Here is a 12,683-nt window from a genome sequence, read left to right as displayed (position 1 = left end):
GTCCAGTTCCGAGCAACGCGAGCGCTCCATCCTGCTCGAGTGCGGATTGCATTGAGCGCTCCTCTTTTGGTGACTTTTCTCTGGCGCGTCAGAGAAAAGTTACCCGCCCTCGCGGGGCGGATTCCCGCGGCACTGCACACGAGTCATAAGGACCTCTGCAAAGACATCCAACAAATGAAAACGTACCCGGCGCTAACCGCCCTCATCCCCCTGCTGATCGCCACCACCGTCCTCGCCGCCCAAGCCGAGCTCAGTGCCGACGAGATGCGCAGCGCCGAAGACACGCTGCGCGATCTCGACTCCAACGTCAGCCTGCAGAACCGCAAGGCCCTGGACGAGGCGCGTGAACTCGCGCGCTTCTTCCAGCAGGTCGGCGCCCACTACACGGCTCAGCCCGATGCGGCCCGCGGCGTCGACTTCGCGCGCAAGTCGCAGGACCACGCCAAGGCCATTGCCGCCGCCGTCGAGGCCGGCAACTACGACGCCGCGCAAGACGCACTCAGTGACCTGACGCGCAGCTGCAAGGCCTGCCACGAGGTCTACAAGACCAAGAAATGAAGAAGCAAGCTCCCTTCCTCATCTCCATCGCCCTACTCGTCGCGCCGCTCTGCCACGCCGCTTCCAAGCTGGACCTCGGCATCTGGATGCGCTCCATCGACCACAAGTCGGTCAGCGTGCAGAAGGCCCTCGGCGCCGGCCGCCACGACGAGGCCGCGGTCGATGCCCAGGCCCTGCAGAAGCTCTATGCCGACATGACGGCCTTCTTCGAGAAGGACTACCCGGCCGCCGATGCGGTCGGCTTCTCGCGCGAAGGCGAGCGCCAGGCCGCCGCCATCACCACGGCGCTGTCCGCTGGGGATGTCGCCAGCGCCAAGGGCGCCGCGCGCGCCATCGCCCTCGCCTGCAACGACTGCCACGACCCCTACAAGCCCCTGCCATGAAAAAGACCCTCGCCCTTTCCCTGCTGGCGCTCGCCGCCAGCGCCCACGCCGCGTTGAAGCCCGGTGACGCAGCGCCCGACTTCCAGGCCACCGCAGCCCTGGCCGGCAAGACCGTCGACCTGCAACTCAAGGAAGCCCTCGCAAAAGGCCCCGTCGTCGTCTATTTCTACCCGGCCGCCTTCACCGGCGGCTGCAACCTGCAGGCGCACGAGTTCGCCGAGAACCTGGCCCGCTTCACGGCCGCCGGCGCCACCGTCATCGGCGTATCCGGCGACGGCATAGCCCGCCTGCGCGAGTTCTCCGCCGACCCCGAGACCTGCGCCGGCAAGCTCGCCGTCGCCTCGGACGCCGATGGCCACATCGCCCGCGCCTTCGACATCGCCACCACCGCCACACCGGCCGGCCGCAAGACGACCAAGGGCCAGGACATCACCCACGCTCGCGCCGAGCGCACCAGCTTTGTCCTGAGTCGCGAGGGCCGCGTCGTCGCCACCGTCGGCGGCCTGGCGCCCGCGGCCAACGTGGCCGCCGCGCTTGCCGAGGTCGAACGCCTAGGCGGCCGCTGATCCCTTCCCCAACCACCCACCACAACGATGAAACGACTCCTCATCATCACAGCCGCACTGCTCGCCAACACCGCCCAGGCCCAGCAGGCCCCCAAGCCCGAACAGCTCATCAAGTGGCGCCAGTCGGCCTACCAGGTCATCGGCTGGAACACCGGCCGCGTCAAGGCCAACGTCGACGGCACGTACAACAAGGACGACGTCATCCGCGCAGCCAACACGATTGCCGCGGTTGCCAACGGCGGCCTGCCCTCGCTGTTCCCGGCTTCCACCGAAACCGGCAAAGGCTGGCACGACACCTCCGTCAAGCCGACGCTCTTCAGCGACGCCGCCGGTGCCGCCGCCGCCCAGGCCGCCTTCGGCAAGGAAGCCAATGAGCTCGCGCGCGTCGCCCAGGGCGGCGACGTGGCCGCCATCAAGGCCCAGCTCGCCGCGCTGCAGAAGACCTGCAAGGCCTGCCACGACGACTACAGGAACTCCAACTGACCATGAAGACAACGCTCTCACTTGCCGCACTGCTGCTCGCCACCGGTGCCCAGGCCCAGACCCCACCGGCCAACGCCGCCAGCGCCCCTCCCCCGCCGCCATTCACGTTCTTCGTCACCAGTACTGGCGGCGGCAATGGCGCCAACTACGGTGGCCTGGAAGGTGCAGACGCGCACTGCCAGAAGCTCGCCGAAGGCGTGGGCAACCCCTACAAGACCTGGCGCGCCTACCTCAGCACGCAAGGCGCCGGCGCTGTCAACGCCCGCGACCGCATCGGCAAGGGCCCATGGACCAATGTGCGCGGCCAGGTCATCGCCCGCGACGTGGCTCACCTGCACGGCGACACGCTGGAGCAGGCCCAACTCGGCAGCAACCTGACCCGCAACACGGCACTCACCGAAAAGGGCGAGCGTCCCAAGGCCGCTGGCGACACGCCCAACGAGCACGACATCGTCACCGGCTCCACGCCCGAAGGCCGTGCCTTCCCCGAGGGTGCCGACAAGACCTGCCGCAACTACTCGTCGGGCGCCGAGGATGGCTCGGTGCAGCTCGGCCATTTCGATCGCACCGGCGGCGGCAATGCCTCCTGGAACTCCGCCCACGCCAGCCGCGGCTGCAGCCAGCCCAAGCTGGTGGCKACGGGTGGCGCGGGCCTGCTCTACTGCTTCGCGGCCAACTGAAGATGTAAAGGCCGGTGGCGCCCGCCATCGCCTTCTTCAATGGACCGACCGGTTCAGGGCAGGGAACTCAGCGCCTCGGCACGGGTCAGGTAAGCGCTGAAGATCCTGTAGAGGGTGCCGTCCGCCCGCATGGCCGCGACGGCATCCTGGATCTTGCGGGCGTCGCTTTCGCGGACCCTGGCCTTGGAAAGCGCGAAGCCCGCGGCGTAGTTGTCGTCCGGGAAGGCATCGATGACCGTGACCCGGCCCTCCAGCTTGCTGTCCGCAAGAATTCGCCCCCACACGACGGGCTCGGACAGGAAAGCCGCGTCACGACCCAGCGCGACGAGCCTGGCCGCCATGTTGGCGTCGGCGTACTCGTCCACCCGCCCCTGCTGGCGCAGCTTGGCGATCCACTGGTCCCACTGCGGGCCATGCCTGAATCCCTTGACGACCGCCAGGCGCAGTTCGCCGTGCTCGGTGAACGTCTCCAGCGTGGGCACCGGATAGGGCAGGCCTTCTCGAACCAGCAGCCGGTTGCGCCCGCTCATGTAGATCACAAACCGCGCAAAACCATTGCGTTCATCCGTCTCGATGGCCGACACCGTCATGTCGAGGCCGCCATGGGCCAGGTCGGCCCAGGTGCGGACCCTGGAGTCCACAAAGGTCTCGAACTTGCAGCCGGTCCGACGGCCCACTTCATCGACGATGTCGACGTCTATGCCCGCCGTGCTCAGCCCCGCACGCCGAAAGGCCAGCGAACCATATTCGTACAAGGCGACACGGTACGGCCCGCACGCGACCGGCTGCGCCAGTGCTTGCACGCTGGCTGTGGCCAACCAACCAGCCGTCACCCACATCCTGACCTTGCCCATGCCTTCACTGCCCATCAAAGCTGGGCCAAGTATCTATTGGCGGCGGGCAGGAGGCGCATGGAGCCGCATTCGCTGACATCTTTGGCCTTGCCCGTGATTGAAACCGTGGAGGGCGGCTTAGCGACTGCGGACAATCAGCAGCACAAGGAGCCGAGAACCCCATGCGCATGATCCTGGTCACGTTGCTCTCGCTGCTAAGTCTGTCGCAGGAGGCGGCTGCCTGCAGCGTTTTGCCAAGTTGGCGCCCGCCCACGGTGGAGACTGCGCTGAGCCAAGCTGCGGTCGTGCTTCAGGCGAAAGTCATTGCGGTGCAGCGTGAAGCAGGAGTGTCTTTGGCAACCGTGTCGGTTGAGCACGTGCTTAAGGGCAAGTATTCAGGCCACATTGTGGAAACAGGCGGCGGCAGCCTCTGTGGGATAGGCACTTTCAACGTTGGTCAGACCTACGTGCTCTTCTTTGAACAGCGCGGAGAGTGGTGGGTTAATGCGCTCGTGCAGCCTCATGCCACGGCGGTGCTCGGGTCGCGTCGTCTGGACGCGAGTGAAGTGATTCCAGCCGTCGCTGCGATCTCGAAGCAAATTGGCGAGGTGCCTGGCGTTTGGGTGCCAGAAACCCAGTGGGATTTGCCGGCGTATAAAACGACGTTGTCCCACTTGAAGCTACTGGCGGAGCGTGAGCAGGAATACCAGCTACAACTTAGGCATCGGACTTGGTTGGTGTGGGCTGGCCTGGCGCTCGCGCTGATGGCGGGCTTCGCAGGAGCAGTTGGTCTTCGCAGCCGAAGGCTGCGTGCCAAGCGCCGCGCATTGGGCAGCACGTTTGAACGGCCTTCGGACCAGTAGCGCGAGATGCCCGCTTCCAGCCTTTATTGGCGCTCTGTGCTTTGCTGTTCGTACTGAACCGGGTCGGGTTGGTGCGTGCAATGTTGGGAATAACTCGTTCGCACTCGTTTGCGCCGCCGTTCTTGGCCGGCATCCTGGCCAGCGTTCTTCTTGCCCTTACCCCAACGATGAGGCCAATGCCTACTGGGCGTTGCCGCAGGTGCTTGATCCAAGCATAGCCTTCATGATTTCTTGCCTGGGGGTGCAGAGGGTCACACGGCGCTTCCATTGGAAGCGTTGACTGAAGCGGCGGGTCCGCTATCAGCCGAGGCTGTGTGAGAACGCGTCAACGGACCTGGGAGCGCCCTGCCGGATTGCACCCGTCACGACGGCTGCCTCAGGATCTTCTCCATCGCCCTGCCCTTGGCGAGTTCGTCGATGAGCTTGTCCAGGTAGCGCACCTTCTGCATCAGCGGGTCTTCGATCTCTTCCACCCGGATGCCGCACACCACGCCCTTGATGAGGGCCACGCTGGGATTCAGTGCCGGCGCCTGGGCAAAGAAGGTCTCGAAGTCCGTGGACTGGTCAAGTTGCTGCTGCAAGCCTGCGGCGTCAYAGCCGGTGAGCCAATGGATGATGCGGTCGACCTCATCCTTGGTCCGGCCCTTGGCCTCGGCCTTGCGGATGTACAGCGGGTACACCCTGGCAAAGGGCATGCTGAAGATACGGTGGCCGGCCATCGTCATTGCTCCTGCGGATTCAAGGGGTCGACGGGCGATGCTGACACAAGCACCGTTCTACAGGCCGCGGTCGGCTTCACTTGGCGACTCCCCGCACCTTCATCGTGTGCGTGAGGCTCATCCGGTCGATGTCGTCGATGGACATGATCGGCGCATACATCAGGTCGGTTGGGTCGGTGGTCCGCGTCCAGCCCAGCTTCATCTCGCCGACGATGCGCATCAGCATCTTCTGCAGGCGCAGACCGATGAGCTCCGCCGACGCGGGCTTGCCGTCCTTGCTGGCTCCCAGTCGGGCCAGGGACAGCACCGAAGTGCGGGCCATGGGGCTGTGGGCCGAGTACTGGAACCGGAAGTTGCGCTCGCGCGAGTTGATGTCCCGGTCCGTGACCACGATGAAATAGGTCCGCGGGCCGGCGTCCTGCAGCCGTTTCGCGAGCGTTGTACCAAAGGCCAGATAGTCCTCGACCGCGTACTGTTGGGTGCCGGGGATGGGGTCGGCCACGCCCGAGGGCATCAGCAGCGAGGCTTTGACCCACACACCGGCTTCCTGGGTCAGCGATCGGGCGACGCCGGCCGCGAACTGCTCGGGAATGCCGTCGGTGGGGATCACGTACAGCGCCACCGCGTCCACCGGGCTGGATGGCACGAGGCGGTCCGGCTGCGCGTTCGCCAGCAAGGGGATGAGCAGCGAGAGCAGGAGGACGCGACGGTGCATGCGATGCCTGGGTCTGGGGGTGACGGGTGGCTGGCATGGTGCCACGACCCAAGATGCGCTGGAAGCGTGTCCAGGCAGGCGTAACCTCCGCTTGTCAACACTTGGCACGGCGCTGCTGGCGCGCGAACATGCCCGGCGACTTGATGCAAACAAAGCGGCAGGAGACAAGCATGCTGGTGCAGACAACCCCCTCGGGCCCGCGGGCCGAGCGCATGGACGAAGTCGTCAAGCTGGTGCGCGCCAAGACCAGCGCTGACCAGCGCGAAACGCTGGCGGATTTCGTGCAGCGCTACTTCGGCCAGGTCGACCCGCAGGAGCTGGCCGAACGCCAGGTGGCCGACTTGTACGGCGCAGCGGTGTCGCACTGGAGCTTTGCCCGCAAGCGCGAGGTCGGCCGCGCGCGGGTGCGGGTGTTCAACCCGACGATTGCCGAGCACGGCTGGCAGTCGACCCACACCGTCATCGAGATCGTCAACGACGACATGCCCTTCCTCGTCGACTCGGTGACGATGGAGGTCAACCGCCACGGGTTGACGCTGCACCTGATCATCCATCCGCTGATGGCGGTGAGCCGCGACGGCGACGGCACGCTGCAGGGGCTGGCGGCCGACGGCCTGCGTGAATCCTTCATCCATGTCGAGGTCGACCGCATTCCCGAGCCGGCCCGACTGGACGCCCTCGCGGCCGACGTGAGCCGCGTGCTCGACGATGTGCGATCGGCCGTGGCCGGCTGGCGCGCCATGCGCCAGCGCATGCAGGACATCGTCGATGAGCTGGAGCAGCAGGCGCCGCCGCTGCCGGCCGACGAGTTGGCCGAGGGCCTGGACTTCCTGCGCTGGCTGGGCGACAACCATTTCACCTTCCTGGGCTACCGCCGCCACGGCCTGGCCAGTGTCGACGGGCAGGACGTGCTGACCGTCGTACCCGATTCGAGCCTGGGCATCCTGCACGACGTGGCCTCGCTGGATGCGGTGGCCGCCTTTGCCGCCCTGCCGGCCGAGGTGCGTGCCCAGGTGCGCCGGCCCGAGCTGCTGGTCGTGACGAAGTCGACTGCGCGCTCCACCGTGCACCGGCCGGGCTACCTGGACTACGTGGCCGTCAAGCGCTTCGGCCCCGACGGCGCAGTCGTCGGTGAGGACCGCTTCCTGGGACTGTTCACCTCCACCGCCTACAGCGCCAACCCGGCCGACATCCCGCTGCTGCGGCGCAAGGTGGCCGACGTGGTCGCGCGCGCCGGCTTCACGCCGGGCGGCCATGCCGGCAAGGCCCTGATCAACATCCTCGAGACCTATCCGCGTGACGAGCTGTTCCAGACCAGCAACGACGACCTGCTGCAGACGGCGGTGGGGATCCTGCACCTGGGCGAGCGCCAGCGCTTCCGCCTGTTCGTGCGGCGCGACCCGTTCCAGCGCTTCCTGTCCTGCCTGATCTACGCGCCGCGCGAGCACTACACGACCGAGTTGCGCCAGAAGTGGCAGGCCATCCTGCTGCAGGCCTTTAACGGCAGCGGCTCGGAGTTCAACGTGCACCTGTCGGAATCGGTGCTGGCGCGCATCCAGATGACGATACGCACCCAGCCGGGCCAGATCCCCGCCTTCGATGTGCGTGAGCTGGAAGCGCGCCTGGCCTCGGCCGCGCGGCGCTGGGACGACGACCTGAAGACGGCGCTGATCGAGGCGACCGGCGAGGCCCGCGGCATCCAGTTGCTGCGCCAGTTCGGCAGCGCCTTCCCCGCCTCGTACCGGGAAGAGTTCGAGGCCCGCGCGGCGGTGCCCGACGTCGAGCTGATGACTCGGCTCACTGATGCCGAACCGCTGGGCATGAACCTGTACCGCCCGCTCGAGGCGCCGCCCGGCCATCTGCGCTTCAAGCTGTTGCGCCGCGGCGAGCCGCTGACGTTGTCGAACAGCCTGCCGATGCTGGAGCACATGGGCATGAAGGTGCTCGACGAGCATCCCTATCGCATCGCGCCGCTGGACTCGGCACCGATCTGGATCCACGACTTCGGGCTGATGGGCAGCGCCGACGCCGAGGTCGAAGTGGCCGCACTGCACCAGGTGTTCGAGAACGCCTTCGCCGCCGTGCTGCGTGGCGAGGTGGAGGACGACGATTTCAACCGCCTCGTCGTGGCGGCACGCCTGACGGCGGAGCAGATCGTCGTGCTGCGTGCCTATGCGAAGTACATGCGGCAGATCGGCTTTGCGCTGTCGCAGTCCTTCATCGAGGCCACGCTGGCCGCGCACGCGCCGATCGCCGCCCAGCTCGCCCGTCTTTTCGAATTGCGCTTCGACCCGGCCGGTGGCGCCAATGCCGAAGCCCAGGCCGCGGAGCAGGTCAAGGCCATCACGGCCGCGCTGGAACAGGTCGAGAACCTGTCGGAGGATCGCGTGCTGCGCCAATACCTGGCGCTGATGCTCGCCACGACGCGCACGAACTTCTGGCGCCGCGATGCGGCAGGCCAGCGGCGCAGCTTCCTGTCGTTCAAGTTCGATTCGTCCAAGGTGCCGGGCCTGCCCGCTCCGAAGCCGATGTTCGAGATCTTCGTCTACTCGCCCCGCTTCGAAGGCGTGCACTTGCGCGGTGGCCGGGTGGCACGCGGCGGCCTGCGCTGGTCGGACCGGCCGGAGGATTTCCGCACCGAGGTGCTGGGCCTGGTGAAGGCGCAGATGGTGAAGAACACCGTCATCGTGCCGGTGGGGTCCAAGGGCGGCTTCGTGCTGAAGAAGGCGCCGCCGTCCAGCGACCGCGAGGCCTTCATGAAGGAGGGCGTGGCCTGCTACCAGAACTATCTGCGCGGCCTGCTGGACATCACCGACAACCGCGTGGGCGACAAGATCGTGCCGCCGCCGCAGGTGCGCCGCTATGACCAGGACGACCCCTATCTGGTCGTCGCCGCCGACAAGGGCACCGCGACCTTCTCGGACTACGCCAACGGCATCAGCAAGGAGTACGGCTTCTGGCTCGGGGACGCCTTCGCTTCCGGTGGCTCGGTCGGCTACGACCACAAGGCCATGGGCATCACGGCACGCGGCGCCTGGGAGTCCGTCAAGCGGCACTTCCGCGAGATGGGCGTCGATACGCAGACCACCGGCTTCACGGTGGCCGGCGTGGGCGACATGTCGGGTGACGTGTTTGGCAACGGCATGCTGCTGTCGCGCCACATCCGCCTGCTGGCGGCCTTCGACCACCGCCACATCTTCCTGGACCCGACCCCCGATGCGGAAAGCTCKTTTGTCGAGCGCGAGCGCATGTTCAAGCTGCCGCGCTCATCCTGGGCCGACTACAACGCCAGCCTGATCTCGGCGGGCGGCGGCGTGCATGCGCGCAGCGCCAAGTCCATCCCGATCACGTCCGAGGTGAAGCAGGCGCTGGGCATCACCGCCGACACGATGACGCCAACCGAGCTGGTCAATGCCATCCTGAAGGCGCCGGTCGACCTCATCTACAACGGCGGCATCGGCACCTATGTGAAGGCCTCGACCGAGACCCACGCCCAGGTCGGCGACCGCGCGAACGACGCACTGCGCGTCAACGGCGGCGAGTTGCGCTGCAAGGTGTTTGCCGAGGGCGGGAACCTCGGGTGCACGCAGCGCGGGCGCATCGAGTACGCGCTCGCCGGCGGGCGCATCAACACCGATGCCATCGACAACTCGGCGGGTGTCGACACGTCCGACCACGAAGTCAACATCAAGATCCTGCTCGGCCTGGCCGTCAGCGAGGGCGAGCTGACCGAGAAGCAACGCAACACGCTGCTGCCGCAGATGACCGACGACGTCGCCGCGCTGGTGCTGCGCGACAACGTCTTCCAGACCCAGGTGCTCTCGGTCACTGGGCATATGGCGCCGCAGCTGATGGACGCACAGGCGCGCTTCATGCAGTACCTGGAGAAGGCCGAGCGGCTGGACCGCGCGATCGAATACCTGCCGTCCAACGAGGAGATCGCCGACCGGCGCGGCAAGGGCCTGGGGCTGACCAACCCCGAGCGCGCCGTGCTGCTGGCCTACAGCAAGATCTGGCTCTATGACGAGCTGCTCGGCTCCACGCTGCCCGACGACCCCTGGGTGTCGACGGCGCTGGGGCGTTACTTCCCGGCGCTGCTGCAGGACAAGTTCAGCGGCTATATGCAACGCCACCCGCTCAAGCGCGAGATCATCGCCACGCACGTCACCAACAGCATGGTCAACCGGGTCGGCAGCACCTTCGTGCACCGCCTGCTGGAGACCACCGGCGCGCGCGCCTTCGAGATCGTGCGCGCCTACCTGCTGAGCCGCGAGATCTTTGGCATGGTGAGCCTGTGGCAGGGCATCGAGGCGCTGGACAACAAGGTGGCCGACGAGCTGCAGTCGCGCATGCTGATCGACACCAGCCGCCAGCTTGAGCGCGGCACCAAGTGGTTCCTGCGCTCCAACCGCCTGGTGGACGACATGGGCGCCACCATCGAGCACTTCACGTCCAACGTCACCAAGCTCGCCGCGCGCCTGCCGCAGCTGCTGGATGCCGACGAGCGTGCGCGCGTCGACGCTGCGGCAGCCAGCTACATCGCCGGCGGCGTGCCGCGCGAACTGGCCGAGCGCGTGGTCACCTTCGGCACGCTGTACGCGACGCTGGACATCGCCGAGATCGCCGGCAGCGCCCGTTGGCCGGTGGAGCTGGTGGCGGCCATCTACTTCGACCTTGCGAACCGCCTGGGCATGCCGTGGCTGCGCGACAAGATCACCGCCCTGCCCGGCGACCAGCACTGGCAGATGCTCGCCAAGGGCGCCATGCTCGACGATCTGTGGGGCCTGCAGCGCTCCATCACCGGCGCGGTGCTGGCCGGCGGCGGCAACCACGATTCGCCCGACGCCCTGGTCGAGGCCTGGCAGGCCAGCAACGGCCGCACCATCGAACGCGCGGAGCAGTTGCTGGGTGAGCTGCGCGCGGTGCCGGCGCCGGACGCGGCGATGCTGTCGGTCGCGTTGCGGGAGTTGCGTGGCTTGACCTAGCTAGGCATCGCGTTTGCCGTGGCTTCGACATGGCTGCAGGAGATCCCGATGAGCCCTCCCTATTCCAGTGACGAACCACCCCGCGCCGAGGTCGACGCCATGGCTGGCAGCACCGTGCTCGAATTCGGCGCCAACTGGTGCGGCATCTGCCAGGCCGCGCAGCGAACCATCGGCGACGCGGTGACAGCACATGCCGGCGCACCGCTGCGCCACCTGAAGATCGAGGACGGCCCCGGGCGGCCACTGGGCCGCTCGTTCCGCATCAAGCTGTGGCCGACGCTGGTGATGCTGCAGGACGGGCGGGAGGTCGCGCGTGTCGTGCGGCCCGGCGGCACACGCGAGATCGCCGAGGCGCTGGCAGGGCTTGGCGGCAGCCGGAACGGCTAGAAAGTCAACTTGACCGAGTCCGCGCTGCGCTGGGCCACGCCATGGAAGACCGCCTCGATGTTGTTGCCGTCGGGGTCGACGACGAAGGCGGCGTAGTAGCCCGGGTGATAGGGCCGCTCGCCCGGCGCACCGTTGTCCCTGCCGCCAGCCGCCAACGCGGCCTTGTGGAAGGCATCGACGGCGGCTTTGCCCCTGGCCTGGAAAGCCAGGTGCACGCGCCCGGTCAGGTCGCCTTGCGCCGCTTTGCTGTCGGCGGTCGAAACGAAGAGTTCATCCGCCCAGAAGAAGCTGTCGCCGGTGCCACCGATGGGAATCTCCAGCACCTTGAAGACCGCCTCGTAGAAACGCTGGCTGGCCGCCAGGTCGCGCACGACGAGTTGGATGTGATCGACCAGCCGGCCGCGGTGCAGTTCCTGGGTTTCCATGGGTGTTCCAGTGCCGGGTGAGTGGAAGAGCCATGTTAGGAGCCAGCTCCCGCCAAGAGTGTTTCAACAGGATTCAGCGCCGGCCCCGCCGACCCGTCCGTCCCACAAATCCGCAGTTCATCCGCGCGCGCCGGCGATTCATCGCCTGCCGCTCGCGGCGGGGGGCGCGTCTGCAGACACTGCAATCACTGACACAGCCAACCCCACCGGAGCCCACCATGAACACCGCCGCCAAGACCTTCGTCATCGCCATCGCCTCTGTGGCCGCCGCTGCCGCCATGGGCGTGGGCCTGGCCAACCACACCGCGACGCCGGCGACCGAGATCGTGAAGCTGGAGCGCGTGGTTGTGGTCGGCAAGCGCGCCGATGCGATGGTGGTCGCCAAGCTGCCACGCGTCGTCGTCGAAGGGCATCGCAGCGCACCGGCCGAAACGGCGGTAGCCGCAGCCCAGACGGCCGTCTGGCTTGTCTGAAACCCGCGCGGCTGTCAGTCACCCACCCGCCGCTGGCGGGTTTTCTTTTTTTCGGTCTGCAGGCTCGATGTCGAAGTGCAGGACGTCTTCCCGGACGCCCAACTTGCTGTAAAGCGCAATCGCCGGATCATCGCCGTGATCGGCCTGCACGAAGATGACGTAGAACCCTCGAGCCGCTGCGAGCCGCTGCAGCTCTCGGATCATGGCTGTCGCGATGCCCTGCCGCCGATGGTGCTCGGACACCGCCAGGTCGTAGATGTAGAACTCCGAGCGCTGCTGCTCGAACTTGGGCAGCACGTAGCCTGCCAGTCCGCCCACCACATCGTCTCCATCCAGCGCGCAGATCGCGATGAAGGTCTGGCTGCTCAGCAGTTGGCTGAGATAACCGTCTTCCGGTTGCCACCTTGAGTAGGTCGACACGTCGTCAAAAGCTTGCCCGAAGAGAACAAGCATGCGGCGCATCAAGGGCAAGTCGTCTGCGCAGAGAACTCGGATGACCATGGTGCTGGACATTGGTAGATGTGGCCGCGTCATTCTGCGCCTCGCAAATAATGGAACCGATTCCATTCATCAACCCGGGAAAATACTGAAAGTGTCCAGCCCCCAAGGACGC

The 12,683-nt window shown here is 66.8% G+C and carries 14 protein-coding genes; 9 read left to right on the top strand and 5 right to left on the bottom strand.

Annotated elements, in window-relative coordinates; translation table 11 throughout:
* Nucleotides 1-174: 174 nt before the first annotated feature.
* Genes AC1DU6_RS09245 through AC1DU6_RS09225 form a run of 5 tightly spaced genes read left to right on the top strand, consistent with a single transcriptional unit; the run spans nucleotide 175 to nucleotide 2,670 of the window.
* Entirely contained in the window at nucleotides 175-558 is a 384-nt protein-coding gene (locus AC1DU6_RS09245; RefSeq protein WP_457326458.1) for a hypothetical protein, read from the top strand.
* A complete protein-coding gene (locus AC1DU6_RS09240) occupies nucleotides 555-941 on the top strand; it encodes a hypothetical protein (RefSeq protein ID WP_457326460.1) in 387 nt (128 codons plus the stop codon). The genes AC1DU6_RS09245 and AC1DU6_RS09240 overlap by 4 nt, the downstream gene beginning before the upstream one ends.
* Complete coding sequence (locus AC1DU6_RS09235) at nucleotides 938-1,507, top strand: peroxiredoxin (protein WP_477856846.1); 570 nt, start codon at nucleotides 938-940, stop codon at nucleotides 1,505-1,507. The genes AC1DU6_RS09240 and AC1DU6_RS09235 overlap by 4 nt, the downstream gene beginning before the upstream one ends.
* 27 nt (nucleotides 1,508-1,534) lie before the next feature.
* A complete protein-coding gene (locus AC1DU6_RS09230) occupies nucleotides 1,535-1,990 on the top strand; it encodes a c-type cytochrome (RefSeq protein WP_457351572.1) in 456 nt (151 codons plus the stop codon).
* Between the two features lie 2 nt (nucleotides 1,991-1,992).
* Nucleotides 1,993-2,670, top strand: coding sequence for a lectin (locus AC1DU6_RS09225; RefSeq protein ID WP_477856844.1), 678 nt, complete (start codon nucleotides 1,993-1,995; stop codon nucleotides 2,668-2,670).
* Nucleotides 2,671-2,723: 53 nt separating this feature from the next.
* Here the strand turns inward: AC1DU6_RS09225 and AC1DU6_RS09220 are convergent, their stop codons facing one another.
* On the bottom strand, nucleotides 2,724-3,524 hold the full coding sequence (locus tag AC1DU6_RS09220) for a substrate-binding periplasmic protein (protein WP_477856843.1): 801 nt from the start codon (nucleotides 3,522-3,524) through the stop codon (nucleotides 2,724-2,726).
* A 161-nt stretch (nucleotides 3,525-3,685) separates the two neighbouring features.
* On the opposite strand from AC1DU6_RS09220, the gene AC1DU6_RS09215 reads away from it, so the two are divergent.
* Complete coding sequence (locus AC1DU6_RS09215) at nucleotides 3,686-4,366, top strand: hypothetical protein (RefSeq protein ID WP_457390770.1); 681 nt, start codon at nucleotides 3,686-3,688, stop codon at nucleotides 4,364-4,366.
* Between the two features lie 362 nt (nucleotides 4,367-4,728).
* On the opposite strand, the gene AC1DU6_RS09210 is transcribed toward AC1DU6_RS09215, so the two are convergent.
* Nucleotides 4,729-5,085, bottom strand: a complete 357-nt coding sequence (locus tag AC1DU6_RS09210; protein ID WP_477856840.1) for a DUF2200 domain-containing protein — start codon at nucleotides 5,083-5,085, stop codon at nucleotides 4,729-4,731.
* Nucleotides 5,086-5,161: 76 nt separating this feature from the next.
* Nucleotides 5,162-5,800 (bottom strand): zinc metalloprotease, encoded by a 639-nt coding sequence (locus AC1DU6_RS09205; protein ID WP_056193099.1) that lies wholly within the window; start codon nucleotides 5,798-5,800, stop codon nucleotides 5,162-5,164.
* 170 nt (nucleotides 5,801-5,970) lie between these two features.
* Here AC1DU6_RS09205 and AC1DU6_RS09200 point away from each other — a divergent pair, with 170 nt between their 5' ends.
* Nucleotides 5,971-10,785 (top strand): NAD-glutamate dehydrogenase, encoded by a 4,815-nt coding sequence (locus AC1DU6_RS09200; RefSeq protein WP_477856839.1) that lies wholly within the window; start codon nucleotides 5,971-5,973, stop codon nucleotides 10,783-10,785.
* 48 nt (nucleotides 10,786-10,833) lie between these two features.
* Nucleotides 10,834-11,172 (top strand): thioredoxin family protein, encoded by a 339-nt coding sequence (locus AC1DU6_RS09195; protein ID WP_477856837.1) that lies wholly within the window; start codon nucleotides 10,834-10,836, stop codon nucleotides 11,170-11,172.
* On the opposite strand, the gene AC1DU6_RS09190 is transcribed toward AC1DU6_RS09195, so the two are convergent.
* Nucleotides 11,169-11,597, bottom strand: coding sequence for a VOC family protein (locus AC1DU6_RS09190; RefSeq protein ID WP_457323833.1), 429 nt, complete (start codon nucleotides 11,595-11,597; stop codon nucleotides 11,169-11,171). The two genes, AC1DU6_RS09195 and AC1DU6_RS09190, sit on opposite strands and share 4 nt — an antisense overlap.
* Before the next feature lie 218 nt (nucleotides 11,598-11,815).
* On the opposite strand from AC1DU6_RS09190, the gene AC1DU6_RS09185 reads away from it, so the two are divergent.
* Nucleotides 11,816-12,070: a hypothetical protein gene (locus tag AC1DU6_RS09185; protein WP_056193108.1), complete on the top strand. Its 255-nt coding sequence runs from the start codon at nucleotides 11,816-11,818 to the stop codon at nucleotides 12,068-12,070.
* An 18-nt stretch (nucleotides 12,071-12,088) separates the two neighbouring features.
* On the opposite strand, the gene AC1DU6_RS09180 is transcribed toward AC1DU6_RS09185, so the two are convergent.
* Nucleotides 12,089-12,571, bottom strand: a complete 483-nt coding sequence (locus tag AC1DU6_RS09180; RefSeq protein ID WP_457323836.1) for an AAC(3)-I family aminoglycoside N-acetyltransferase — start codon at nucleotides 12,569-12,571, stop codon at nucleotides 12,089-12,091.
* Nucleotides 12,572-12,683 lie beyond the last annotated feature (112 nt).

The organism is Roseateles sp. P5_B10 (assembly GCF_056400485.1).
The sequence above is the reverse complement of the archived record's forward strand: the minus strand, read 5'-3'. Positions and strand labels throughout refer to the sequence as shown.